We start from the raw sequence: 25089 nt of genomic DNA, 5'->3' as shown, positions 1-25089 counted from the left end.
CGCTATTGTCCCGACTGAAAATCAGCTGTGTTCTTTCCAACCGGTATTAAAAAAACGGCCCCTATTGTAAGGGGCCGTTATTGTACTGGCTGAACACTAAGTGTCCACGACTATCAGGCGTTGCTGTCCATGATGCTGGCAGGGGCACCCTTGGCCAGTTCGGCCAGCTCCTTGTCGATGAAGTAGAGGCCTTTGCCATCTTCACCCACCAGACCCAGACGGTCGACGATGCTCTTGAACAGCTTCTCCTCTTCATGCTGCTCGGCCACATACCACTGCAGGAAGTTGAAAGTGGAGTAGTCCTGGGTGGTGAAGGCCACGTGGGCCAGACCATTGATGCACTTGGTGATGTGGTACTCGTGCTCCAGGGTGGTGCGGAATACGTCGCCCAGCGACTTGAACTCGTGGGGAGGGGCATCGATGGCACCCAGACGCGGCATGGCGCCGGTCTCGCTCACGTAAGTGAACAGACGCTCCATGTGCTGGCGCTCCTCGACCGCGTGCTGGCGCAGGAAGGTCGCCGCCCCTTCAAAGCCCTTGTCTTCGCACCAGGCGCTCATCTGCAGATAGAGATTGGAGGAGTAGAACTCCAGGTTAATCTGCTCGTTCAACTTCTCGATCATGGCTTGGGCCAGCATCTTGTTTCTCCTCAGTGATTTGGTATCGATTGTCGCCACACTCCGGCCATGAATCAACCCGCCAACGAGAGGGAGATCCCGTTTCTTTCAGCTCAGGGGGTCAGCTCGCCAAGGGAGGCGACATCCACCGGCGCAGCGTAATCGACGCCCGGCAGCTCGAAACCGTTGAGCTGCATGAAATCCTGCCGCAATCCGGCAAAGTCCCCCAGCACGTGGAAATTCTCCGGCGTCACCTTGGGCCAGAGTGCCGAAACGGCGGCCTGAATGGCCGGGTCTAGCTCGCGGTCGTCCATCCGGATCAGCCGGTTGCCGTCGGCCACCACCCCATTGGGCCCGTACATTTTGGCGGCAAACAGTCGCTGCATCTGCTCGATACAGCCCTCGTGTACGCCGCGCTCTTTCATCACCCCCATCAGCAGGCCCAGATAGACCGGCAGCACCGGAATATAGGCGCTCGCCTTGGTCACCAGCGCCTTGCAGACCGACACCCAGGCGTGGCCGCCAATCTCGGCCAGTTGCAGGTTGATGGTCTCGGCGGTGGCGTGCAGATGCTCCTTGGCATAACCGATGGTGCCATCGCGATAGAGGGGATAGGTGGATTCCGGGCCGATGTAGGAGTAGGCGACGGTCTGCGCGCCGGGCGCGAGACAATCGGCCTGCTGCAACGCCTGCATCCAAAGCTGCCAATCCTCGCCGCCCATCACGGTGACGGTGTCGCGGATCTCCTCCGGCGTGGCGGGTGCCAGCGACTGCTGCACCAGGGTATCGCGCTCCAGATCCAGCCCCCAGCCGCTGAACGGCTGGCCGGTGGTCTTGAGCACCGAACGCACTTGCGTGCCGTTGGGCAGCCCCCGGATACCGCTCGCCAGCGAGTAGATCACCAGATCCACCTGCCCCAGCTGCTGACGGATGGTGTCGATGGCCTGCTGGCGCATGCCGTCGGAGAAGGCATCACCAATCAGGTTGATGGCGATGCGTCCCTCCTGCTCCGCCTCCTTGCGAAACCAGATGTTGTTGTACCAGCCGGCGCTGCCGAGCCCTTTGTCGGAGGGGCCACGCTCGAAGGAGATGCCGATGGTGTCGGCACCGGCACCAAAAGCGAGCGCAATGCGCGATGCCAGTCCGAACCCGGAGGAGGCCCCCAGCACCAGCACCCGCTTGGGCCCATTGAACTGGCCTGCGGCCTTGATGTGTTCGATCTGCTGCTGCACGGCGGCGCGACAGCCGATGGGGTGACAGTTGCGGGCAACGCAACCTTGAACCTGGGGATGAATGATCATGAATAAATCTCCAATACATCGACGCGATATGAAGGACGACCGTTGCGGGCAAACCCACACCACACTTGAACCTGGAGGTGAATAATTATGGAAAGGCCTCCAAAGAAACTGGCTACAGCATAACCAAATCACGGGAGATTAACTTGATGCCGAAACACTATCGGCAAGAAATACAGCAAGAAAAGCGACGAAAAATAAGGCAGAAAAACAAAAGGGAGCACGTAGCTCCCCAAAGCGGTATTCAGATGCTTTTTGTTGTTTTGTGTTCATTGCGAAGCACGGGCCCATCCTATGCCTCTCCCCCCCGTTCGGCAAGCCGAGGGGTGTGACCGGCTTCAAACTATTGTTTGATTTATAGACAGGCAGTGGTTAATAACTGAGTGATTCATCCTGTAGCACACACACTTAAACTCATTTAAATCCCAAAACTGTGCCTGAGACACCATGTTAGTTTCAGCAGAGATTGGTATAGTGGACTGACGGATCGGTAAGGAGAACCCCCATGAGTGGAACAACCTATTACAAGCATATTCTGGCCGCGATCGACCTCTCTGAAGACAACCGCAAGGTGATCGACAAGGCGGTGGACAGAGCCCGCTCCAACGGCGCCAAGCTGTCAGTGATCCATGTCGATGTGGACCTCAAGGATCTCTACACCGAGATGATCGATATCGACATCGACAACGTGCAGGATCAGGTGATCGCCGAAGCGAAAGAGAAGCTGGAGGCATTTCTGGCCTCGGTGGACTATCCCATCGAGAAGAAGCTGGTGATCTGCGGCGATCTGAGCGAGCGGGTCAATCAGGCGGTCAAGGAGTACGAGATCGATCTGCTGGTGTGCGGCCATCGCCAGAGCTTCTGGAGCCTGCTCACTTCTAGCGCGCGGCAGCTGATGAATACGGTGCCGTGCGATCTGCTGGTCGTCCCCTTGCAGAAGTAATGAAACCGGCGCAGTTTTATTTGCTATAAATATGACATAATTAAATCATAATTACTGGCTTAAACACCAATAAACAGGCATAGCTGCGTTTACATTATTTATTTTCAAAATAAAACACCGTGACCACTGAGAGGCGGTCAACTGTTTTTATCCCTTTGTCGCCTCCCGGCTCACCCAACTGGAGAGAGTAAAGGCGCTGGTGGCCGAGATGAAGGGGCGATGGGGCTCGACTACTTCGCCGAATTGAACGGCTCCGTCCCGCGCTGAGCCGGGGTGGCGAGCGCATCGACGCCGTAGAGGTCGAGCACCAGCTGGTGCAGCAGACTCTTGAACCAGCCGATCGCCTCGTCGTGGGCGGTGAGCGGGTGCCCTGCCATCAGGTAGACGATCGGGATGGCGGGGTCGAGCTGGTGCAACCGCAGCGGGTAGTAGCGGCAAAAGTGGCGTCCGATCATCTCGGGCACCACCACCAGATAGCGGCCGGTCGCCATCAGCGGCGGCACCGCCATAAAGCTCGGCAACCGCACGCCCAACTCCCGCTCCACCCCGAAACGGGCCAGCCAGAGCTCCACCATCGCCTGACTATGGCCCCAGCTGGAGGTGTGGATGTGGGGGCGGCTCACCAGCTCGACAGGGGTCAGTACATCAGGCAACTCGCTGCCAAGCGGCGACAGGCAGACCAGCGGGTTGTTGAACCACTCCTCCCGCCACAAGCGGGGTGAGAGGTGATTCGCCCCGGCGAAACCGATCACCAGATCCAGCTCCCCCTTCTCCAGCTCCCGCTCGTAGTTGCTGTCGGCCAGCTCGCACACCTCCAGCCGACAGTGAGGGGCCTGCCGATGGAGCCTGTCCACCAGCACCGGCACCAGCCCGTGCTCCACCGAGCCCGGGGTGGCGATACGGAAAATCCTCCGCGCAGTGGCGGGATCAAACCCCTTGGCCTGCCGCAATCCCTGCTCCAGCATCGCCAGCGCCTGGCGCACCGGCCCGGCCAGCGCCTTGGCCCGCTCGGTCGGCATCATCTCACGCCGACTCATCACGAACAGCGGATCATCCAGCGCCACCCGCAGCCGCCCCAAGGCGTGACTGACGGTGGATTGGGAGAGATGCAGCCGTTCGGCGGCACGGGTGACATTGCGCTCCTGCATCAGCATGTCGAATACGGCGAGCAGGTTGAGGTCGAGGCGGGCGAGCGAGCTATCCATCGATATTATCCATAGTTAAATGCCAACAATTCATTTTTACCATAGTAACAGATTACCTAGAATGCGCTGGCTTAATACATCGGAGATTCAAATGCGTAGCTATCTGTTATTGCTGGCCATTGGCCTGCTGTGGGGTTCCCAGTTCATTTTCATGCACCAGGCCGTTGCCGAGTTGCCCCCCATTCTGGTGGCTGCCGGTCGTGCCCTGTGCGGCAGCCTGACCCTGGGTCTGCTCTGCCTGTTCATGCGGCTCAAGAGTGAGCACACCCCGTGGCGCACCTATATGCTGATCGCCCTGCTGGATGCCACCATCCCCTTCATCATGGTCGCCTGGGGCCAGCAGTATGTGGATAGCGCCATCGCCGCCGTGGTCATGGGTTGTATCCCGTTTGTGACCATTCTGGCTGCACCGCTGTTTATTTCTGGTGAAAGAATCACCAAAACCGGTCTGCTTTCCGTGATCATCGGCTTTGCCGGTGTGCTCACCCTGTTCTGGCCGAAACTCTCCCAGGGCATGAACGCCGGCCTGCTCGGTGCCGTCGCCATCCTGCTGGGTGCCAGCTGCTTCGCCATCGGCCTGCTGATGATCAAGCGCTTCGCCAAGGACCATCCGGTCGTGGTTGCCCGCAATATCCTGATCTCCTCAGCCACCCAGTTGCTGCTGGTCGCACCCTTCATGGTTGACCTGAGCAACCTGACCATGCCGAGCAGCCAGGCCCTGAGCGCCATTACCGTGCTGGGTACCCTCTGTACCGGTCTGGTCTACTTCCTCTACATGGCACTGATCCAGAAGGCTGGCCCGACGTTCGCCTCCTTCAGCAACTATCTGGTGCCGCTGTTCGGCGTGATGCTGGGCGCCCTGTTCCTCGGCGAACAGATCCACCCCACCACCGGCGTGGCACTGGCTCTGATCCTCGGCTCGGTCGCCATGAACCAGTGGGCGCAACAGCGTCGCACGCAGCGCGAGGTCACCCTATGTCAGGCATCCTGACCACTCTGTGCGGTGGTCTGGTACTGATTGCCGGCTGGCAGTATCGCCAGCGACTGGCCGGGATCATGGGCCTGCTGATGGTACTGCTGCCCTGGTTCTTCGATAGCAAGCTGCAAGCCATGCTGAGCTATGCCCTGAATGCCTGAAGTCCATCTCTGAATGTGTGACGAGAGTCTATCTCTCCTGTTTTGGGACTGTTTTTAAAAAACCTCCGATTTGTCCCCCGCTACCGGCGCTCTGCGCCGGTTTTTTTAGGTTCTTCGCGGAAGCGTGGGGAAGAGTAAGTTGACAGACAGGGTTCGGGTAAACTGGTAGTCGCCAAACAACCCGACTCCCTTACCCTGCTGTCGCTATGCATCATATTGATTTTGCCTCGTTCTGGCCAGGTTACGACGTTTCTGTCCATCGCCGCTCTGCCACACAAATCACATTGGCTCTTGAGCCTCTCGCCAATCATCTACCGCTCTGTGGTCAGTGCCATCAGCCCTGTCCACTCATCCATGACCGCCGAATGCGTACGGTTCGTGACCGTGACCTCCTTGAACTTCGCGTACATCTGCAAGTCCCCGTCCGTCGGGTTGACTGCCTGCGTTGTGGTCGGGTTTCTGAGCATATCGATTGGTTACCCCCAGCTCCCGGCTGACGCAGCGATTGCTGCGCTGGGTAGAGGCCTTGCTTGAGCTGATGCCTATCAGTCATATCAGCCAGCTCACCGGACTGCACTGGCATACCATCAAGGCCATCGACAAGCGTCGGCTACAGGCCAGTGTTGGCACCTTTGAGCCCGGCTCGGTGCGGCGGCTGGTGATGGATGAATTCGCCCTGCATAAAGGCCACCGCTATGCCACAGTGATCATGGATGCTGAACGGACTCGCGTTTTGTGGGTGGGGCATGGCAACAGCCGAGAGGCTATTCGCCCCTTTTTCGAGCTGATGGGCGAACGATGCCAACAGATTGAAGCGGTCGCCATGGACATGAACTCCGCCTTCGATCTGGAAGTGAAACAGCACTGTCCACAGGCGGAGGTGGTGTATGACTTGTTCCATGTGGTGGCCGGTTATGGCCGCAAAGTGCTCGACCGAATTCGGGTGGATCAAGCCAATGCATTAAAGCATGACAAGCCGGCTCGCAAGGTCGTCAAGCTGGCGCGTTGGTTACTCCTGCGCAATCGAGAAAATCTCAAGGAAGACCAGGCGGTGAAATTACAAGAGCTATTGGAAGCCAATAAGCCCTTGGCGACAGCATATGTTCTCAAGGAGGCCCTGAAGGAAATCTGGTACGCCCCGAGCGTCAGGGAAGGTTGGCGACGATGGAAGGCCTGGATGCGGCAAGCGAAGGAAAGTGGCCTGGAGCCCTTAGAGCGTTTTGCCAAAAACCTTCGCCGCTACACCCGGGGGATTTTGGCCAGCGCAATCTTTCCCATGCACACCAGCCTGCTGGAGGGCGTGAATAATCGGATCAAGGTGATCAAACGCATGGCTTATGGATTTCGGGACTCAGAATACTTTTTCCTGAAAATCAAGGCCGCCTTCCCCGGAAAGACGCGATGAACCTTTTTTTATGCCTGCAAGCCAGCGTCAGAGCAGATAGCGATAGCTGAGCCGCTCGTTCTTGCGCGGCCCGGTGATCTGCCAGCTCAGCAGAAAACCGCCGTCGATCTCGGTCAACTCGGCGCTGTAGTGATCCGCCCCGCACAGATGCGGCTCGGAGGTCAACCAGCGGCCATCTCCTTGCGGCAGCAGCTCGAACAGTTCGACCGGCGCCTCATAACGCAGATGGGAGAGGCGGATCCCTCGCGCACCGCGCTGCCACCAGAAGCGGTTGTGCATGGCGAGTTCCCGGCCATGGGGCGTGGTGTAGCGACCCTGCTCGCTAAACAGCCAGCCACCCTGATGATCGGTCACCTGCACACGCCCCTCGCCCCGACCATTCCAGTCGGTCGCCGACCCCTCGCCATTGCTGGCGGTAAAGCTAAATGCTCCGACCTGTGGCAATCGCCCCCATAAACGCTGGATTGCCGCTTCCATCTCGGCCATCATAGCCCCCTTAAAATTGACAACTGACGATAAATCAAACACATGAACTACTTGATAGGGGTCACCCTGCTCTGGTCATTCTCCTTCAGCCTGATCGGGGTATACCTCGCTGGCCAGGTGGATGCCTACTTCTCGGTGCTGACCCGCATCGCCCTCGCCAGTCTGGTGTTTCTCCCCTTCCTGCGCCGCCGCTGGCTGCGCCCCGATCTGGTGGCCAAGCTGATGGCCCTCGGCGCCATCCAGCTCGGCATCATGTATCTCTTCTACTACCACTCCTTCCTGCTGCTGACAGTGCCGGAAGTGCTGGTCTTTACCATCTTCACTCCCCTCTATGTCACCCTGCTGCACGATCTGCTGGAAGGGCGCTTCAAGCCCACCTATCTGTGGGGCGCCCTGCTGGCGGTGATCGGGGCTGCCGTCATCCGTTTCGACGGCCTGACCGAAAGCTATGTGCTGGGATTTCTGGTGGTGCAGGGAGCCAACCTCTGTTTCGCACTGGGTCAGGTCGGCTACAAGGTACTGCTGGCACGGGAGGCGGAGCAACCGCCGCAACTGGCGGTGTTCGGCTGCTTCTATCTGGGGGCGCTGGTGATCGCCCTGCCCGCCTGGTGGCTGCTGGGCAAGCCGCAATATCCGACGTCAGGGTTGCAGTGGGGCATCCTGCTCTGGCTGGGGGTGGGTGCCTCCGGCCTCGGCTACTTCCTCTGGAACAAGGGGGCAACGCTGGTCAGCAGCGGGGTGCTGGCCATCATGAACAATGCGCTCATTCCGGCCGGCTTGCTGGTCAACCTGCTGCTCTGGGGCAAGGATACCGACCTGACCCGTCTGACCATCGGCGGCCTGCTGATGCTGGCCTCGCTCTGGGTCTGCCAGCGTGACAAGCGCGGCCAGCCCTGACCGCACTCAGCCGACGACGGTGTTGTGCTCCCGTCTGGCCTGACCGTGACAGCTGGCCAGCCGGGCCAGCAGATGATCGAGCTGCTCGCCGGTCTGGCTCTGCACCAGCCCGATGCTGACGGTGACCGGTCGCTGTGGCAGCAGGCTGGCATCGGCAATCTCGAGGCGCAGCCGCTCGGCGATCTCCAGCGCACTCATCCGCTCGGTCTGGGAGAGCATCAAAATAAAGCCATCCTCATCCCAGCGGGCGAAGGGATCTTCCCGCCGCAGTTCGTGGCGCACGATACGCGCCAACTTGGCCAGCATGGCGTCGCAAGCCGCTTCGCCAAACAGTTGCTGGATCTTGGCCATGTGATCGACCGAGAACTGCAGCAGACTGAAAGTGCCGCTCTCGGTCGCCAGCCGCTCCTCCAGCAGTTGCTCGAAGCGGCCACGGCTCTCCAGTCCAGTCAGCGGATCGGTGCCATGTCGCTCCTCCACCTGCACGGCAGCGGGATCGAGGTGACGGACGACCCCCAGCAGATAGCCCCGCTCATCGCGACGCATCCGCTCTTCCAGCCGGATGTAGTGACCATGATGGTGAAGAATGCGGTATTCGAGGCGCAGACCGCTGCTGCGGCCGCTCTGGCAGGCGAGCAGGGCATCTTCCAGCCGGGCAACATCGTCGGGATGCACCCGATCCAGCCAGCCGAGATCATCCGGCCAGCTCTCTCCCAATCCCAACAGGCGCAGGCAGGAGGGATCACGCTGCAGTCCATGTTGGGCTGACCAGCTCCAGATCCCCGCCTCCAGCAGCGCCATGGCATCAGACAGCAGACCCGGATCAAGTCGGGCAGTCACATCGACCAAAGGTGTCTTGAGCATTTCCATCGGGCGCCTCGAAACAGGATCTGAATACCTGCTCAATAAGTAACATTGGCGTTCACGCCGAGCAACAGGGTCAGAGCGCTTTTCCCTGATACCCGTTCATCAAGGTCTGCCAGTTCTCCGGTACGAAGTGGAAACTGGTATGCAGTTGAGACTCTTTATTGAATGAACGGAGCAAACGTTCCAGATTGGCCTTCTGCCACTCACCGGGAGAGCGGATCGCCCCCTTGTCAAAGTCGATCACCCACACCTTGTCCGCTTTATCGAGCAGCAGATTGTGGCTGTTGAGATCGGCGTGATAGACCCCGGCATCGTGCAGCTGACGCACCGTCTGACCGATCTTGTGCCACACCTCGGTTGCCACCGGCCCCTGTTTGAGCAGCGCCACCATATCCTTGGCACCACGAATCCGCTCGATCAGGATATCGGCGCGATAGAAGGGGCCATGCTTGACCATGCGGGCACCAAACGGACGCGGCACCGGCAATCCTTTGGCGCGCAGAGTATCGAGCAGCGCGTATTCGGCCATGGCGCGGCTCGACTCGACCCCTTCGAACCAGAAGCGATCCCGCACCACCTTGCCCACCATACCGCCGCGATAGTAGTGGCGCAGCACCAGATGGCGGGACTCATCCTTGACGAACCAGGTTACCCCCCGCCCGATGGACGTACCCACCACCTGACGATTGTTCTGCCACCAGGCAGGATCGAATAACTGGGGAGAGGGGTCGCGAAAGGCCCCTTCGGCGTACCAGCAGATCTGGTTGTGTTCGGTCTGTATTCGCATCGTGGAGATCCCGCTCGGTGGGTCATGGATCGCAATTTTTCAATTGGCGATGAGGCTGCCGCTCTGGCATGCCCGCAATAGTGGCTTTTATCAGCGAGGTGCAGGGATAGGTCATGGCTCTGGCCCGGCCGATCCTGGCTGACGATTGTGCGCAATTTTACAATCCACAGGGGAGTTTGCATAATGCCATCCACCCTTTTTGCCAGCCGTGCGCCACAACATGCCGCTATTTCAAACGCCACCCTCCTCCATCTGCATCCTGCGGCTCTCCGCCATCGGGGATTGCTGCCACGCACTGGCGCTGGTGCGCGTCATCCAGCGGGAGTGGCCACAGACCCGCATCACCTGGATCACCGGCAAAATCGAGGCAACCCTGTTTGCCGATCTACCCGGCGTTGAGGTGATCACCTTCGACAAGAGCAAGGGATGGCGCGGCTATCGCGATCTCTGGCAGACCCTCAAGGGGCGCAAATTCGATGCCCTGCTCCACCTGCAGGCGGCGATGCGGGCCAGCATTGCCACCCTCGGCATCCGGGCGAACATCAAACTCGGCTTCGACAAGGCGCGGACCAACGACGGTCAGTGGCTGTTCACCAACCACAAAGTGCCATCCCCCGACTCCCCCCACGTGCTGGACGGTTTCCTCGCCTTCGCCAAAGAGCTCGGCATCAAGGATCTGACCCCGGACTGGCAACTGCCCATCAGCGCAGAACATCAGGCGTGGGCAAGGGAGAAGATTGGCGGCAAACCGACCCTGCTGATCTGCGCCGCCGCCAGCAAGGCATTCAAGAACTGGACTGCCGCAGGCTATGCCGCGCTGGCGGATCACGCCGCCAGCAAGGGCTTTCAAGTCTATCTCTGTGGCGGGCCGGCCAAACTGGAGCGGGATCTGGCTGCCGACATCCAGCGCTTAAGCCAGAGCAAACCGGTCGATCTGGTTGGGCAGACCAACCTCAAGCAGCTGCTGGCGCTGATTGGTGAGGCGAGTCTGGTGCTGGCCCCCGACACCGGCCCAACCCATATGGCCACCATTGTCGGCACGCCGGTGATCGGCCTCTATGCCCACCACAATCCGGCGCGTACCGGCCCCTATCTGTGCCGCGACTACGTAGTCAGCGTCTATCAGGAGCTGGTCGAGCAGGAGACCGGCAAACCGCTGGCCGAATTGAGCTGGCGCACCCGCCTCAAGGATCCGGAGGCCATGGCCAAGATCACCCACGATCAGGTGATCGCCGCGTTCGATCAGCTCTGCGCCGATCGCCAGCTGCCGAACTGACAGGGCAACTCGGGAATTCCGAGCCATCAGGCAGGGATAACCTGATGGCCTCTGTCCGAAGCCAAAGGCACAATGCAGGCTGATGTGGGTTACGCTCCCGCAGCAAGCTACGAATACTTTGATCGGCTGGAATATGATTCCGGCCGTTTTTTTATTCGCCGCATTCTGGTAAAATTCGCCGCCTTTACATCCTCCTGACTCAATAATTTTCCGCGTTTTGCGTTTGGCTGTCTCCCTTTCGGGCACAAGACGGCGGCCTCTGCTACAACCAAAACAGCGGTTTCGATTAAAGGTAATAACATGGCGCAACAAGGCACTCTCTATATCATCTCTTCTCCGAGCGGCGCGGGTAAATCCAGTCTGCTCAATGCCTTGCTGACCCAACATAACGCTGCGGGCAAGATGCAGCTGTCGGTTTCTCACACCACGCGCGCCACCCGCCCGGGCGAAGAGCACGGCGTGCACTACCACTTTGTACAGGTGGAAGAGTTCAAGGCACTGATCGAACGCGGTGATTTTCTGGAGTGGGCCGAAGTATTCGGCAACTACTACGGCACCTCACGCGCCGCCATCGAAGCCTGTCTGGCCAAAGGGATCGACGTATTCCTCGATATCGACTGGCAGGGTGCCCGCCAGATCCGCGAGCAGATGCCGACCAAATCCATTTTCATCCTCCCCCCCAGCCGCGAAGAGCTGGAACGCCGCCTGATTGGCCGCGGTCAGGACAGCGCCGAAGTGATTGCCGGCCGGATGGCGAAAGCCATTGCTGAAATGGTGCACTACGACGAGTATGACTATGTCATTATCAATGAAGACTTCGAGCAGGCGCTGTTCCAGCTCAGGTCCATTATTGAGTGCCAACGGCTGGAGATGCGTCACCAGCAACAGGCTCAAAAAAACTTGCTGCAACAGCTACTGGCAGAGTAAGCCAAAAACAAGTAAACTTTTGCGTCATTTTTAAACACTGCTTTTCTAAATACAGAAAGCCCAAACACTGGAGTCCTGCATGGCACGCGTTACTGTAGAAGATGCTGTAAAACAGGTAGGTAACCGTTTTGACCTGGTGCTGGTCGCCGCGCGCCGCGCTCGTCAAATCGCGGTACAAGGCAAAGATCCCCTGGTCGACGAAGAGAACGACAAGCCGACTGTGATCGCCCTGCGTGAGATCGAGCTGGGTCTGGTGAACAATCAAGTGATGGACACCCAGGACCGCTACGAACAGCAAGAGCAGGAAGCCGCCGAGCTGGCTGCCGTTGCTGCCATCGCCGAAGGCCGCGGTTAAGTTATTCCTCCGGTTGGCACCCGCCCGGGTGCCGACTGTTCATCCCCATTTACAACCGCTCGAAAACCTCGCAAACTCAGGGCTATACCCTCAATTCCACGAATTGCCGTTTCACCGCTGCGGGGACTGTCTTGTATTTATTTGAAAACCTTAAAGAAATAGCCAGTTCCTACCTGCCGCCAGAGCAGGTTGAGAAGCTCAAGCAAGCCTATGTGGTGGCCCGCGATGCCCACCAGGGACAGATGCGTTCCAGTGGCGAACCCTATATTACCCACCCTGTTGCCGTTGCCCGTATTCTCGGTGACATGCGCCTCGATCATGAAACCCTGATGGCCGCCGTGCTGCACGATGTCATCGAAGACACCTCTGTTACCAAGGCCGATCTGGCCGAACAGTTTGGCAATGCGGTTGCAGAACTGGTGGCCGGGGTCTCCAAGCTCGACAAGCTGAAATTTCGCGATCGCAAAGAGGCGCAGGCCGAGAACTTCCGCAAGATGGTGATGGCGATGACCCAGGATATCCGGGTCATTCTGATCAAGCTGGCCGACCGCACCCACAATATGCGTACCCTGGGCTCCCTGCGCCCGGACAAGCGCCGCCGCATCGCCCGTGAAACCCTCGAAATCTTCGCCCCCATCGCCAACCGCCTCGGTATTCACACCATGAAGAACGAGCTGGAAGAGCTGGGCTTCGAGGCGCTCTATCCGATGCGATCCCGCGTGCTGCGCGAATCGGTGCGCCGCGCCCGTGGCAATCGCCGCGAGATCATCGACTCCATCCAGAGTGAAATCAGCGGTCGCCTGAAAGAGGCGGTGATCGAGCATCAGGTCAGTGGCCGCGAGAAGAATCTCTTCTCCATCTACAACAAGATGGAGAAAAAAGAGCTGCAATTTCATGAGGTAATGGATATCTACGCCTTTCGGGTCAAGGTGAAGGACATAGATACCTGTTACCGGGTGCTGGGGCAGATGCACAGCCTCTACAAGCCGCGCCCCGGCCGCTTCAAGGATTACATCGCCATCCCCAAGACCAACGGCTATCAGTCGCTCCACACCTCTCTGGTGGGGCCGCACGGGGTACCGGTGGAGGTGCAAATTCGCACCGAGTTCATGGATCAGATGGCCGACAAAGGGGTTGCCGCCCACTGGGCCTACAAGCAGGATGGCGACAGCTCAGGCACCACTGCCCAGATCCGCGCCCAGCGCTGGATGCAGAGCCTGCTGGAATTGCAGCAGAGCGCCGGCAGCTCGTTTGAATTTATCGAAGGGGTCAAGACCGACCTGTTCCCCGACGAAATCTACGTATTTACCCCCGAAGGACGCATTATGGAGTTGCCCGCTGGCGCCACACCGGTGGACTTCGCCTACACGGTGCACACCGACATCGGCCACGCCTGCGTCGGCTCTCGGGTTGACCGCCACCCCTATCCGCTGAGCAGTCCGCTGCACTCGGGCCAGACGGTGGAGATCATCACGGCGCCGGGGGCTCGCCCCAACGCGGCCTGGCTCAACTTTGTGGTGACCACCAAGGCCCGTTCCAAGATCCGCCAGTTCCTCAAGAACTTGCGCACCGAAGAGTCGGTGGTGCTGGGTCGCCGCCTGCTCAACCATGCGCTGGGCGCCAAGAATATCGAAGACATCCCCGAGCCGCGCATCAAACAGGTGCTGGCCGACACCAAACACGAAAACCTGCAGGGGCTGCTGGCCGATGTGGGCCTTGGCAACGCCATGAGCGTCATGGTGGCGCGCCGCATGCTGGGGGATGAACTGCCGCCGGAAGAGCAACCCAAGTCCAGCAGCAAGAAGATGCCGATCAAGGGTGCCGACGGCATGCTGGTCACCTTCGCCAACTGCTGCCGCCCGATCCCGGGGGATGCCATCATCGCCCACATCAGCCCGGGCAAGGGGCTGGTGATCCACCAGGAAGCCTGCCGCAACATCAAGGGCTACAGCAAGGAGCCGGACAAGTACCTGCCAGTGCAGTGGGAAGTGGACAAGGAGCAGGAACAGGAGTTCCGCACCGGCATCAGCATCGAGATCGTCAACCATCAGGGTGCGCTGGCCGAGCTGGCCAACGTGATTGCCGCCACCGGCGCCAACATTCACGCCATCAGCACCGAAGAGAAGGATGGCCGGGTCTATCAGGTCAGCCTGCTCATCACCACCAAGAGCCGTATCCATCTGGCCAACATCATGCGCAAGATCCGCGTGATGCCCAACGTGCTCAAGGTGAGCCGACAGAAGAACTGAACACAGGCGGCGCAAGCCGCCTGCTGCTTTTATAGAGACAAGCCATGACCCCCGAACGCTTCAAGCGCATCACCGACATGCTGGCCCAGCGTCAGCTCGATTTGACCGTCTGTATGGAAGAGGTCCACAAACCTCACAATCTGGCCGCCATCGTGCGTACCGCCGATGCCATCGGCATCCACCGGGTACACGCCGTCTGGCCCAAAACCTGGATCCACAAGCGCAAGGGCACCGCCCGCGGCAGCCAGAACTGGGTCGATGTAAAACTGCACCCGGATATCGGCAGCGCGGTTGCCGAGCTGAAAGCCTCCGGCATGCAGATCCTGGCGACCCATCTCTCCGACAGCTCGGTCGATTTTCGCGCCATCGACTACACCAAACCGACCGCCATTCTGGTGGGACAGGAGAAGCACGGCATCGGCGAAGAGGCGCTGGCGCTGGCCGATCACCATATCGTCATCCCAATGGTCGGGATGGTGCAGTCCCTCAACGTCTCGGTGGCGGCTGCCGCCATCCTCTACGAAGCGCAGCGCCAGCGCGAGCTGGCCGGTTGCTATCAACGCGGCTGCCCGCTCACGCTAGAGGAACAGAACAGTATCCTGTTCGAGGGGGGTTATCCTATCTATGCCCAGCTCTGCAAAGAGAAAGAGATGCCCTACCCCCAGCTCGGCCCGGCCGGTGAGATTCTGGCAGACGAAGAGTGGTGGCAGCGGATGCAGCTGACCCGCAAAGGGTGGGCGCAACACAATGAAGATGATGGCGAGCTGGAGGAGTGATGCTCTGCCAGCACCAAGACCAGGGTTATATCGCCGTGTTTTATCAAACTTGGCAAACGGAGTGTGCCTGATGAAATCCCTCGCTCTTTCCCTGTTGGCCCTGACCCTGTTTTCTGCCGGAGCCCTTGCCGTGACCAATACCTATCAGCTCACCAGCGAAGCCGATGTACCCAGCCTCTACCAGCAAACCCTGCCCGACTTCTGGCGCCAGCATGCGGTGGAAGGAGAGTTCAAGGGCAAGGACGGGGTGACCATCCGCTATGCTGCGCTGCGGCAGGAGAAGGTTGATCGCGCCATCCTGATCGTCAATGGCCGGGTCGAAAGCTACCTCAAGTATCAGGAGCTGGCGTGGGATCTCTGGCGTCAGGGCTACAGCCTCTATCTCATCGACCATCGCGGTCAGGGGATGTCCGACCGGATGCTGGATGACCCGCAGAAGGGATATGTCGACCAGTTCGACGATTATGTGGTCGATCTCAAGCAGTTTCACGACCAGATCATCATGGCTGACCAGCCTGCCAAGCTGTTCCTGCTGGCCCACTCCATGGGCGGCGCCATCTCGGCCCGCTATCTGGAACGCTGGCCGGATGATATCAAGGCGGCCGTGCTCTCCTCCCCCATGCTGGGCATCAATCTAGGCGGTCTACCCAAGTGGCTGGCCAAGGGGTTGGCGAGCACCATAGGCACGCTCGGCGGCTGGATTGGCGAACCTCCCTACGGCCCCGGCCAGGGCCCCTATCAGGATGACGGCTTTGCCGACAACGAGCTGACTCACAGCCAGTCCCGCTATCAGGCGTTCCGCCAGCTCTACGAACAGCACCCGCAGATCAAGCTGGGTGGCGCCACCGCCCACTGGATTTATCAGGGGCTCACCGGTGCCGATGCCGCCATCGGCGATGCGGGCGCCATCAAGACGCCGCTGCTGTTGCTGCAGGCTGGCAACGACAGCGTGGTGGACAATGCCGCGCAGGATCGCTTCTGCACCATTGCCAAGTGCGAAGGGGGCAAGCCACTGCGCATCGAGGGGGCCTGGCACGAGCTATTCATCGAATCCGATGACAAGCGCCAGCCTGCCCTGACCGCGATGGTCGACTTTTTCGCCCGCTTCTGAGCAGGCTATTTTTTGTAACCCTAAATAAATGGGGTGACAGTGCGGGCTAAGGTAAACTGCCCCTGTTTTCAATCGATGCCGAGGTAATGATGTTCAAGGTAGTTGTATCCGATCTCGATGGCACTCTGCTCAACAAGCAGCACCAGATCTCTCCCCGTACCCGGGATACCCTGCACCGCTTGGTAGAACAAGGTGTGAAATTCGTGGTCGCCACCGGCCGTCATCACGTTGACGTACGCAGCTTCCGCGACGCGCTGGGGATGGACATCTACCTCATTACCTCCAATGGCGCCGTGGTCCATGACAAACAGGATCAGCTGATTTTCAACCAGCCGCTGCCGACCAAGATTGCCGCCGAACTGATTGCGCTGGAGCGCGACCCCTCTATCCACCTCAATGTCTATCAGGGTGATGATTGGGTGGTGGAAGAAGAGCTGCCCTGGCTGCTGCAGTTCCACGACGAGTCAGGGTTCACCTACCGCCTGGTCGATGACCTGAAACAGGAACCGAAAGAGCAGATCAACAAGGTGTTCTACATCGGCGACCACGAGAAGCTGCTGAAGATCGAGGCACACCTCAACCAGCGCTACGGCGACCAGCTCAACGTCACCTTCTCCCTGCCGGACTGCCTCGAAGTGATGCACGCCGGGGTGCATAAGGGCAATGCGGTGCGCGCCGTACTGGAGCAGAACGGTTTCGACATGTCGGAGGCGATCGCCTTCGGCGATGGCATGAACGACTTCGAGATGTTGACCATGGTGGGACGCGGTATCGTGATGGGCAACGCCCATGACCGCCTGAAAATGGCGCTGCCGGAGTATGAGCAAACCCTCACCTCCGATGAAGATGGCGTCGCAGTCTATCTGGAGAAGCTGTTCGAGCTGGAGAGCGTCAGCGCAGCCTGATCCCCTTCATCCCGACATCCGACGCCACAAAGCCTCACCCTGTGAGGCTTTGCTTTTTCAGGGTCTCCAGCCAGGGATTGGACCGCAGCCAGCTGCCGCTCAGGTTTGCCCCTCCGCCGCATTTGGCCAGTCGCAGCGGAGGCCGGAAAGCAAAAAACCCCGCCGAAGCGAGGTTTTTCTAAATGTGGTCGGTGATAAAGGATTCGAACCTTTGACCCTCTGGTCCCAAACCAGATGCGCTACCGGACTGCGCTAATCACCGAGGCTATTTCTTTCAAAATAGTTTATTTCAAAACACAAAGACGACCTACTGGCCATCCTCGTCATACAGCAAGTATGGTGCGAAGAGAGGGACTCGAACCCTCACACCCGGGGGGCACTAACACCTGAAGCTAGCGCGTCTACCAATTCCGCCACCTTCGCGTACCTGACAAGCTGTAAAATGGGGTGGCTGATGGGGCTCGAACCCACGACAACCGGAATCACAATCCGGGACTCTACCAACTGAGCTACAGCCACCACAGCTGTTTTCGTTCCACAACAACGCCCGTTTAACCGACGCACTTTTGATGGTGCGCCCGACAGGATTCGAACCTGTGACCTCTGCCTCCGGAGGGCAGCGCTCTATCCAGCTGAGCTACGGGCGCTACGCTGTCGAACGGGGCGCATTATTGATGATGGGGGCATGCTTGTCTACACTTTTTTTGTCACCTTGTGCTAACCGTTGCTTTTTCAAGCATATTGCGCACTTTTCTTCCACTATTCCCCTGTTGCCAGCCGAAAAGGAACAGATCCCGACCGCAAATCGCCTTGCTGCCTTGACTTGATTTGATGCCCATCTAAAATGAATGAACGTTCATTCAAGCGAGGGTGACACTGATGATTCTGGATAAAAAAGAGAGCATCTTCAACGCGGCCCATGAAGTGCTGGGTGAACGGGGTTTTCATGGTCTGTCGATTGCGGAAGTCGCCAAAAAGGCCAATGTTGCCACCGGCACCATCTATCGCTACTTCGGCGACAAGGATGATCTGATCCGGCAGTTGCATCAGCACACTATCTTGCAGTGTGTGCCCATGGTCATGGCCGATGTAGCGATCGATATAGTTTCATTTCAACAATTTCGCCAATTATGGCTCAATATTCATGCCATTTTTGTTAACGAGCCCAACGCTATCCGGTGCAAATTGCAGTACGAGAGCTCCCCGCTAGGGGCAGAATTGGAGGCCAATCCTGTCATTCTGGCCGCCTGGGAGCCTCTGGACCGATTCTTTGAACAGGGCGTTGAACAAGGATTGTTTATTGATTTACCGATACGGGCACTCCAGGTGTTGAGTCTGGACAGTGTCATGCATCTGGCCCTGCAGTGCAGGGTTCACAACATCACGCTGACCGAATCGCAGTTGGAAACCGCGATCCGGGCCAGCTGGAATGCCATTTTATCCCCCCATCTTTCCACCTCAGGAGCCTGTTCATGAAAAAGTGGATGGCCATTATGTTGCTGATAGCGATCGCCCTGTTTGGCAGCGTCATTGGCTTCAATCTGTTCAAACAAAAGATGATTGCCCAATACATGGCCAACCGGCCGGAACCCGAGTTCCCTGTCACCGCCATGGTGACCAAGGCGCAGGATTGGGTGCCGACCATCGAAGCGATCGGCTTCATCGAGCCGAACCAGGGGGTGACCCTCTCCACCGAACTGGCCGGCACCATTGATGCCATCACCTTCGAGTCGGGCAAACCGGTCAAGGCTGACCAACTGCTGCTGAGCCTGGACTCCACCGTGGAGCGGGCCAATCTGCGCGCCTCCCAAGCCAAGCTGCCGGCGGCAAAAGCCAAGTTCGATCGTTTCCAGAACCTCTACAAGACCAGCTCCATCTCCAAAGAGCAGCTGGATGAAGCCGAAGCAGCCTATCGCTCGCTGGAAGCAGATATCGAGAGTCTGAAGGCGACCATTGCCCGCCGTGAAGTCCGTGCGCCCTTTAGCGGCGTGGTCGGCCTGCGCAATGTGTTCCTCGGTCAGTATCTGCAACCGGGCACCGATATCGTGCGCCTGGAGGATACCAGCGTGATGCGCCTGCGCTTCACCGTGCCCCAGACCGATATCTCCAAAATCAAGCTGGGCCAGACCATCAAGATCAATGTGGATGCCTATCCGCAAACCCAGTTTGACGGTCATATCACCGCCATCGAGCCTGCGGTCAACTTCCAGAGCGGCCTGATCCAGGTGCAGGCTGACATCCCGAACAACGACGGTCAGCTACGTTCCGGTATGTTCGCCCGCGCCAGCATCATTCTGCCGACGGTGAAAGATCAGATTGTGATCCCGCAAACCGCCATCTCCTTCACCCTTTACGGTCAGAACGTCTACGTGCTCAAAGAGGGCGAGGAGACGGACAAAGAGGGTAACAAGGTGAAAGTGCTGCGAGCCAAGCAGGTTGTGGTCAAGGCCGGTGAGCGCCGTGGCAACGATGTGCATGTGCTCTCCGGCATCCAGGCCGGTGACCAGATCGTACTGTCGGGTCAGGTTCGCCTGAGCAACGACACCAAGGTACATGTGGTCGAGAACGATGCCCTGGCCGTTCCGGCACAAACCCCGATGCTGTAAGCGCGGAGATCTGCGATGCGATTTACTGACATATTTATAAAACGGCCTGTGCTGGCGATCTCGCTCAGCTTCCTGATCGCCTTGCTGGGCTTTCAGGCCATCTTCAAGATGCAGGTACGGGAATACCCCGAGGTGACCAACACGGTGATCACCGTCAGCACTGGCTACTATGGCGCCAGTTCTGATCTGATCCAGGGGTTCATCACCCAGCCGCTGGAACAGGCGGTCGCGCAAGCCGACAACATCGACTTCATGACCTCCTCCAGCCAGCTGGGCAGCTCCACCATCACCGCGTACATGAAGCTCAACACCGACCCCAACGCCGCGCTGTCCGACATCCTGGCGAAGGTGAACTCGGTGCGCTCCCAGTTGCCGAAAGAGGCGGAAGACCCCTCGGTCACCTCTTCCACCGGTTCAACCACGGCGGTGCTCTACCTCGGCTTTACCAGCCCGGAGCTCAACTCCAGCCAGATCACCGACTATCTGGAGCGGGTTATCAAGCCGCAGCTCTTTACCGTGGGCGGGGTCTCCAAGGTTGACCTCTACGGCGGTGTCGAGTTTGCCCTGCGGGTATGGCTGGATCCGGCCAAGATGGCGGCCTTCAACCTGACTGCCAGCGACGTGATGACGGTGCTCAACAGCAACAACTATCAGTCCGCGACAGGTCAGGCGACCGGTTACTTCACCCTGTTCAACGGCAACGCCGAGACCCAGGTCAAGGATGTCGACGAGCTGAAGCGTCTGGTCGTTGCGACCCGCGACGGCAAGGTGATCCGCCTTTCCGACATTGCCAAGGTGACCCTCGAGAAGAGCCACGACATCTATCGCGCCAGCGCCAATGGCCGCGAAGCGGTGGTCATGGCGGTCAACGCCGCGCCGACAGCCAACCCCATCAACATCGCCCACGATGTGCTGGCGTTGCTGCCGAGCCTTGAGCGCAATATGCCGAGCACCATGCGTCTTAACGTGATGTATGACTCCACCGTGGCGATCAACGAGTCCATCCACGAGGTTATCAAGACCATCCTGGAGGCTGCCGCCATCGTACTGGTGGTCATCACCCTGTTCCTCGGTTCGTTCCGCGCGGTCATCATCCCGATCATCACCATTCCGCTCAGTCTTATCGGCGTAGTGATGATGATGGATATGTTCGGCTTCTCGATAAACCTGATGACCCTGCTGGCGATGGTGCTGGCGATCGGTCTGGTGGTGGATGACGCCATCGTGGTGCTGGAGAACGTCGACCGTCATATCAAGGAGGGGGAAGAACCGTTCCGGGCAGCCATTATCGGTACCCGTGAAATCGCGGTGCCGGTCATCGCCATGACGGTCACCCTGGCGGCGGTATACGCACCTATCGCCCTGATGGGTGGTATCACCGGCTCGCTGTTCAAGGAGTTTGCCCTGACGCTGGCCGGTGCCGTGTTCGTCTCGGGCATCATCGCCCTGACTCTGTCACCGATGATGTGTTCCAAGATGCTCAAGGCCAATGAGCAGCCGGGCAAGTTCGAGAGCACAGTCCACCACCTGCTGGAACGGATGACCGATCGCTACGACAGCATGCTGCACGCCGTGATGAAAAAGCGCCCCGTCATCGTGGTGTTCGCCGTCATCGTCTTCGCCAGCCTGCCGCTGCTGTTCAAGTTCATCCCGAGCGAACTGGCACCGTCAGAGGATAAGGGGGTAATGGCCGTGCTGGGTACCGCACCGTCCAACGCCAACCTGGACTACATCGAAAAAACCATGGCGGATGTGAACAAGATCCTGGACGACCAGCCCGAGATCGCCTTCTCCCAGGTCTTCTCCGGGGTGTTCAACGCCAACCAGGCGTTCGGTATCGCCTCCATGGTGCCCTGGAGCCAGCGTGAGGCGAGCCAGAAAGAGGTGCTGGACCGGGTCGCCAATCTGGTGAAAGACATCCCGGGTATGGCCATCACCACCTTCCAGTTCCCGGAACTGCCGGGTGCATCGAGTGGTCTGCCGATCCAGTTCGTCATCACCACCCCGAACAGCTTCGAAAGCCTGTTCCTGGTGGCCGGGGAAATTCTGGCCGCGGCGCAGAGTAACGGTCAGTTCGTCTATTCGGATCTCGATCTGAACTACGACTCCGCCACCATGAAGATCCGCATCGACAAGGACAAGGCGGGTGCCTACGGCATCACCATGCAGGACATCGGTATCACCATGGGCACCATGATGGCGGACGGTTACGTCAACCGGATCGATCTGGATGGCCGCTCCTACGAGGTGATCCCGCAGGTCGAGCGCAAATACCGTCTCAATCCGGAATCCATTAATGGCTACTACGTGCGAGCCGCTGACGGCAAGTCGATCCCGCTCGGCAGCCTGATCAGCATCGAAGTGGTTGGCGAGCCCCGCGCCCTGCCCCACTTCAACCAGCTCAACTCCGCCACCATCGGCGCCGTTCCGGCACCGGGCGTGGCCATGGGTGATGCGATCAACTGGTTCCAGACCGTTGCCGACGAGAAGTTGCCGCAAGGCTATCGCTATGACTTCATGGGAGAAGCCCGCCAGTTCGTCACCGAAGGGAACGCGCTCTACGCTACTTTCGCGCTGGCACTGGCCATCATCTTCCTGGTGCTGGCGATCCAGTTCGAATCGGTACGTGACCCGCTGGTGATCATGGTCTCGGTACCGCTCGCCATCAGCGGGGCGCTGATTACCCTGGCATGGGGACTGGCAACCATGAACATCTACTCACAGGTAGGCCTGATCACGCTCGTTGGCTTGATTACGAAGCACGGTATCCTGATCTGTGAAGTGGCGAAGGAAGAGCAGCTGCTGCGCGGCATGAACCGGATGGAAGCCGTGATGCAGGCAGCCAAGGTGCGTCTGCGTCCGATCCTGATGACTACCGCCGCTATGATTGCCGGTCTGATCCCACTGCTCTACGCCGCAGGCGCCGGTGCGGCACAGCGTTTCAGCATCGGTATCGTCATCGTGGCCGGTCTTGCCATCGGTACCCTGTTCACCCTGTTCGTGCTGCCGGTGATCTACACCTATCTGGCTTCCGAGCACAAACCGTTGCCGGTATTCGATGAAACCATTCCGCCGAAAGCAAACAGCGGACATTAATCATCACGACACGCCAAGGCCCCGACACGGGGCCTTTTTTATGCTTTGCAGGAAAGACGACATAAGTACATGAAGCAGTTAAACTAAAAAACACCCTATCCAGACTGCAAGGACGCCATGTCAGGACTCTTCTCCAAGACCGCCAGGGCCGTAGGCCACAACGGACTCTCATATCGCCTGCTCTCCTACATTCTAGTGTGCAGTACCGTATTGGCGATGATCATTACGGCGCTGCAACTCTCCTGGGATTACCGCAAGGATGTCGCCGTCATCGAAGACAGCATCGGCCAGATCGAGGCATCCTTCCTGCAACCCATCGCCGCCAGCTTGTGGAACTTGGATGAAGAGCAGGTCAAGGTGCAGATCGAAGGGATCATGAACCTGCCCAACATGCAGTTCGTGATGGTCAAGGAGATGCTCGGCAACTCCGAAGTGCCGCTACTGACCCAGGGAGTCGAGCGGGAAAGGTACGATATCTCCCGAGAATTCAACCTCACCTATCAGGGTGAAATCGTCGGCAAGCTGTTCGTTGCCGCCTCTCTCGAGCAAATCTACCAGCGCCTCATCGAAAAATCGGTGCTGATCATGGTCAGCCAGACCATCAAGACCCTGGTGGTCTCATTTTGCATCCTGATCATCATTTACTATCTGGTGGTCAGGCACATCAACCGCATCGCCAATTACGCCCAAAAGTTCAACCTCGATCGACTCGACATGGAGCTGATTCTGGAGGGGCGCCCGCAACCGCGCAAGAATCAAGACGAGCTGGATACCCTGGTCTCCACCCTCAACCAGATGCGCACCCGACTGCGTGACGAGCTGGTTGCCCGCCATCAGGCGGTCGAACAGCTGCAACAGGAGCGGGACTTCTCCGCCACCCTGATCAACTCCGCCAACATGGTTATCTGCTGCATGGAGCCGGATCTGACCATCGCCAGCATCAACCCGGCGGCTATCCTGCTGACCGGCTACCACCAGCAGGAGCTGCTGCAGCACAACTGGCTGGATCTCTTTGTCAGCCCGGTGCAGCGGGAAGAGCTGAACAACATCCTGACCGCAGAGGGTTCGCTGGCAGACCAGGAGGTCATCATGCATGACCAGCAGGCCCATGAGCTGGTGCTGCAGTGGACCTTCGTGCCCTTCTACGATGGCCCGAACCTCAAGTACCAGATCGGGTTCGGCTACGACATCACCCAGCTGAAAAAGGTCGAGCGGGAGATTATCCAGCTCAACGAACAGCTGGAAGGCAAGGTCACTGAGCGGACCCGCAGCCTGAGCGAAGCCAACAACCAGTTGGGCAAGGCGTACGATGATCTGAAACAGGCCCAGCAAACCCTAGTGGAGTCTGAGAAAATGGCCTCCCTCGGCTCGCTGGTGGCCGGGGTGGCACACGAGATCAACACCCCGATCGGCATCAGCGTGACCGCCTCCTCCTACCTGCAGGAGCGGGTCGCCGACTTCAAGTCCCATATCGACGCCAAGCAACTGTCGCGCTCCTATCTCAACGAGTTCACCGTCAACCTCGACGAGTCGATGCAGCTGCTGCAGAGCAACCTGCGGCGCGCCTCCGAGCTGATTGCCAGCTTCAAGCAGGTGGCGGTCGACCAGTCATCGGAAGCGCGCTACAACTTCAGCCTTGCCGACAACCTCCATCAGGTGGTGGTCTCCCTCGGCCACAAACTGAAGAAGAGCCAGTGCGAAGTGGATATACAGTGCGATCCCAGGCTGTCGATCTTCTCCTTCCCGGGCAGTTTTACCCAGATCTACTCGAACCTGATCCTCAACTCCATCAACCACGGGTTCGACAACTGGGACAAGCCGAAGAAGATCACCATCAAGGTGGAACAGCAGGGAGAGGAGCTGTTTATCGACTACTCGGACAACGGTCGCGGCATCCCGCCGGCAATCTTGCCGCGCATCTTCGATCCCTTCGTCACCTCCAAACGGGGTCAGGGTGGCAGCGGGCTCGGCACCCACATCATCTACAACCTGGTGGTACAACTGCTGAAAGGCCGTATCAGCTGTGCCAGCGAACCGGGCAACGGTGCCCAGTTCCATATTCGCCTGCCGATCCAACATAACTGAGCGCTGGCTCTTGTGAGCTAGTCGCTTTATCCCCATCATGCTGTGATTGCATTCTTAATGA

General features: G+C 58.8%; 21 protein-coding genes, 4 tRNA genes and 1 pseudogene. 16 read left to right on the top strand and 10 right to left on the bottom strand.

Annotated features, from left to right (window positions below; translation table 11 throughout):
• Positions 1-113: 113 nt before the first annotated feature.
• A complete protein-coding gene (gene ftnA / locus NMD14_00200) occupies positions 114-638 on the bottom strand; it encodes a non-heme ferritin (protein ID XEI32961.1) in 525 nt (174 codons plus the stop codon).
• Positions 639-730: 92 nt separating this feature from the next.
• Positions 731-1918: a trans-2-enoyl-CoA reductase family protein gene (locus tag NMD14_00195; protein ID XEI32960.1), complete on the bottom strand. Its 1188-nt coding sequence runs from the start codon at positions 1916-1918 to the stop codon at positions 731-733.
• 502 nt (positions 1919-2420) lie between these two features.
• On the opposite strand from NMD14_00195, the gene NMD14_00190 reads away from it, so the two are divergent.
• On the top strand, positions 2421-2858 hold the full coding sequence (locus NMD14_00190) for a universal stress protein (GenBank protein XEI32959.1): 438 nt from the start codon (positions 2421-2423) through the stop codon (positions 2856-2858).
• Between the two features lie 230 nt (positions 2859-3088).
• On the opposite strand, the gene NMD14_00185 is transcribed toward NMD14_00190, so the two are convergent.
• Complete coding sequence (locus NMD14_00185) at positions 3089-4063, bottom strand: LysR family transcriptional regulator (GenBank protein ID XEI32958.1); 975 nt, start codon at positions 4061-4063, stop codon at positions 3089-3091.
• Positions 4064-4154: 91 nt separating this feature from the next.
• On the opposite strand from NMD14_00185, the gene NMD14_00180 reads away from it, so the two are divergent.
• The 3 genes and pseudogenes from NMD14_00180 to NMD14_00170 all read left to right on the top strand — a co-directional run bounded on the left by NMD14_00180 (position 4155) and on the right by NMD14_00170 (position 6605).
• Positions 4155-5054 (top strand): EamA family transporter, encoded by a 900-nt coding sequence (locus NMD14_00180; GenBank protein ID XEI32957.1) that lies wholly within the window; start codon positions 4155-4157, stop codon positions 5052-5054.
• On the top strand, positions 5039-5200 hold the full coding sequence (locus tag NMD14_00175) for a hypothetical protein (protein XEI32956.1): 162 nt from the start codon (positions 5039-5041) through the stop codon (positions 5198-5200). The genes NMD14_00180 and NMD14_00175 overlap by 16 nt, the downstream gene beginning before the upstream one ends.
• A 206-nt stretch (positions 5201-5406) precedes the next feature.
• A pseudogene (locus NMD14_00170) lies at positions 5407-6605 on the top strand (ISL3 family transposase).
• Positions 6606-6632: 27 nt separating this feature from the next.
• On the opposite strand, the gene NMD14_00165 reads toward NMD14_00170, so the two are convergent.
• Positions 6633-7094: a DUF6314 family protein gene (locus NMD14_00165; protein XEI32955.1), complete on the bottom strand. Its 462-nt coding sequence runs from the start codon at positions 7092-7094 to the stop codon at positions 6633-6635.
• A gap of 39 nt (positions 7095-7133) precedes the next feature.
• Between NMD14_00165 and NMD14_00160 the strand changes: the two genes are divergently transcribed.
• Positions 7134-7988, top strand: coding sequence for a carboxylate/amino acid/amine transporter (locus NMD14_00160; GenBank protein ID XEI32954.1), 855 nt, complete (start codon positions 7134-7136; stop codon positions 7986-7988).
• Positions 7989-7994: 6 nt separating this feature from the next.
• On the opposite strand, the gene NMD14_00155 is transcribed toward NMD14_00160, so the two are convergent.
• Both NMD14_00155 and NMD14_00150 read right to left on the bottom strand, forming a co-directional pair.
• Positions 7995-8858 carry a sensor domain-containing diguanylate cyclase gene (locus NMD14_00155; protein XEI32953.1) on the bottom strand — a complete coding sequence of 288 codons (864 nt, stop codon included), beginning with the start codon at positions 8856-8858 and terminating at the stop codon, positions 7995-7997.
• Between the two features lie 70 nt (positions 8859-8928).
• Positions 8929-9642 (bottom strand): 3-deoxy-D-manno-octulosonic acid kinase, encoded by a 714-nt coding sequence (locus NMD14_00150; GenBank protein ID XEI32952.1) that lies wholly within the window; start codon positions 9640-9642, stop codon positions 8929-8931.
• 220 nt (positions 9643-9862) lie between these two features.
• On the opposite strand from NMD14_00150, the gene NMD14_00145 reads away from it, so the two are divergent.
• The 7 genes from NMD14_00145 (at position 9863) to NMD14_00115 (ending at position 17241) form a co-directional block, all read left to right on the top strand.
• Positions 9863-10918, top strand: a complete 1056-nt coding sequence (locus tag NMD14_00145) for a glycosyltransferase family 9 protein (protein ID XEI32951.1) — start codon at positions 9863-9865, stop codon at positions 10916-10918.
• Positions 10919-11218: 300 nt separating this feature from the next.
• Entirely contained in the window at positions 11219-11845 is a 627-nt protein-coding gene (gene gmk / locus NMD14_00140; GenBank protein XEI32950.1) for a guanylate kinase, read from the top strand.
• A 79-nt stretch (positions 11846-11924) separates the two neighbouring features.
• The gene (rpoZ, locus tag NMD14_00135) at positions 11925-12200 is read left to right on the top strand and encodes a DNA-directed RNA polymerase subunit omega (GenBank protein ID XEI32949.1); all 276 of its coding nucleotides are present in this window, start codon (positions 11925-11927) and stop codon (positions 12198-12200) included.
• A 131-nt stretch (positions 12201-12331) separates the two neighbouring features.
• On the top strand, positions 12332-14449 hold the full coding sequence (gene spoT / locus NMD14_00130) for a bifunctional GTP diphosphokinase/guanosine-3',5'-bis pyrophosphate 3'-pyrophosphohydrolase (protein ID XEI32948.1): 2118 nt from the start codon (positions 12332-12334) through the stop codon (positions 14447-14449).
• Positions 14450-14493: 44 nt separating this feature from the next.
• The gene (gene trmH, locus NMD14_00125) at positions 14494-15225 is read left to right on the top strand and encodes a tRNA (guanosine(18)-2'-O)-methyltransferase TrmH (GenBank protein XEI32947.1); all 732 of its coding nucleotides are present in this window, start codon (positions 14494-14496) and stop codon (positions 15223-15225) included.
• Between the two features lie 70 nt (positions 15226-15295).
• The gene (locus tag NMD14_00120) at positions 15296-16336 is read left to right on the top strand and encodes an alpha/beta fold hydrolase (protein ID XEI32946.1); all 1041 of its coding nucleotides are present in this window, start codon (positions 15296-15298) and stop codon (positions 16334-16336) included.
• A gap of 89 nt (positions 16337-16425) precedes the next feature.
• On the top strand, positions 16426-17241 hold the full coding sequence (locus NMD14_00115) for a Cof-type HAD-IIB family hydrolase (GenBank protein XEI32945.1): 816 nt from the start codon (positions 16426-16428) through the stop codon (positions 17239-17241).
• Positions 17242-17426: 185 nt separating this feature from the next.
• Here the strand turns inward: NMD14_00115 and NMD14_00110 are convergent.
• From NMD14_00110 to NMD14_00095, 4 genes are all read right to left on the bottom strand, one after another.
• Positions 17427-17503, bottom strand: a tRNA-Pro gene (locus tag NMD14_00110).
• A gap of 75 nt (positions 17504-17578) precedes the next feature.
• A tRNA-Leu gene (locus NMD14_00105) sits at positions 17579-17664 on the bottom strand.
• A 20-nt stretch (positions 17665-17684) separates the two neighbouring features.
• A tRNA-His gene (locus NMD14_00100) sits at positions 17685-17760 on the bottom strand.
• Positions 17761-17811: 51 nt separating this feature from the next.
• A tRNA-Arg gene (locus NMD14_00095) sits at positions 17812-17888 on the bottom strand.
• Between the two features lie 232 nt (positions 17889-18120).
• Here NMD14_00095 and NMD14_00090 point away from each other — a divergent pair.
• The 4 genes from NMD14_00090 to NMD14_00075 all read left to right on the top strand — a co-directional run bounded on the left by NMD14_00090 (position 18121) and on the right by NMD14_00075 (position 25028).
• Entirely contained in the window at positions 18121-18717 is a 597-nt protein-coding gene (locus NMD14_00090) for a TetR/AcrR family transcriptional regulator (GenBank protein XEI32944.1), read from the top strand.
• Positions 18714-19847, top strand: coding sequence for an efflux RND transporter periplasmic adaptor subunit (locus NMD14_00085; protein ID XEI32943.1), 1134 nt, complete (start codon positions 18714-18716; stop codon positions 19845-19847). The genes NMD14_00090 and NMD14_00085 overlap by 4 nt, the downstream gene beginning before the upstream one ends.
• Positions 19848-19862: 15 nt before the next feature.
• Positions 19863-22943, top strand: coding sequence for a multidrug efflux RND transporter permease subunit (locus tag NMD14_00080; protein ID XEI32942.1), 3081 nt, complete (start codon positions 19863-19865; stop codon positions 22941-22943).
• Between the two features lie 117 nt (positions 22944-23060).
• The gene (locus tag NMD14_00075; GenBank protein XEI32941.1) at positions 23061-25028 is read left to right on the top strand and encodes an ATP-binding protein; all 1968 of its coding nucleotides are present in this window, start codon (positions 23061-23063) and stop codon (positions 25026-25028) included.
• Positions 25029-25089 lie beyond the last annotated feature (61 nt).

The organism is Aeromonas veronii (assembly GCA_041319085.1).
GTDB classification, from domain to species: domain Bacteria; phylum Pseudomonadota; class Gammaproteobacteria; order Enterobacterales; family Aeromonadaceae; genus Aeromonas; species Aeromonas veronii_F.
The sequence above is the reverse complement of the archived record's forward strand: the minus strand, read 5'-3'. Positions and strand labels throughout refer to the sequence as shown.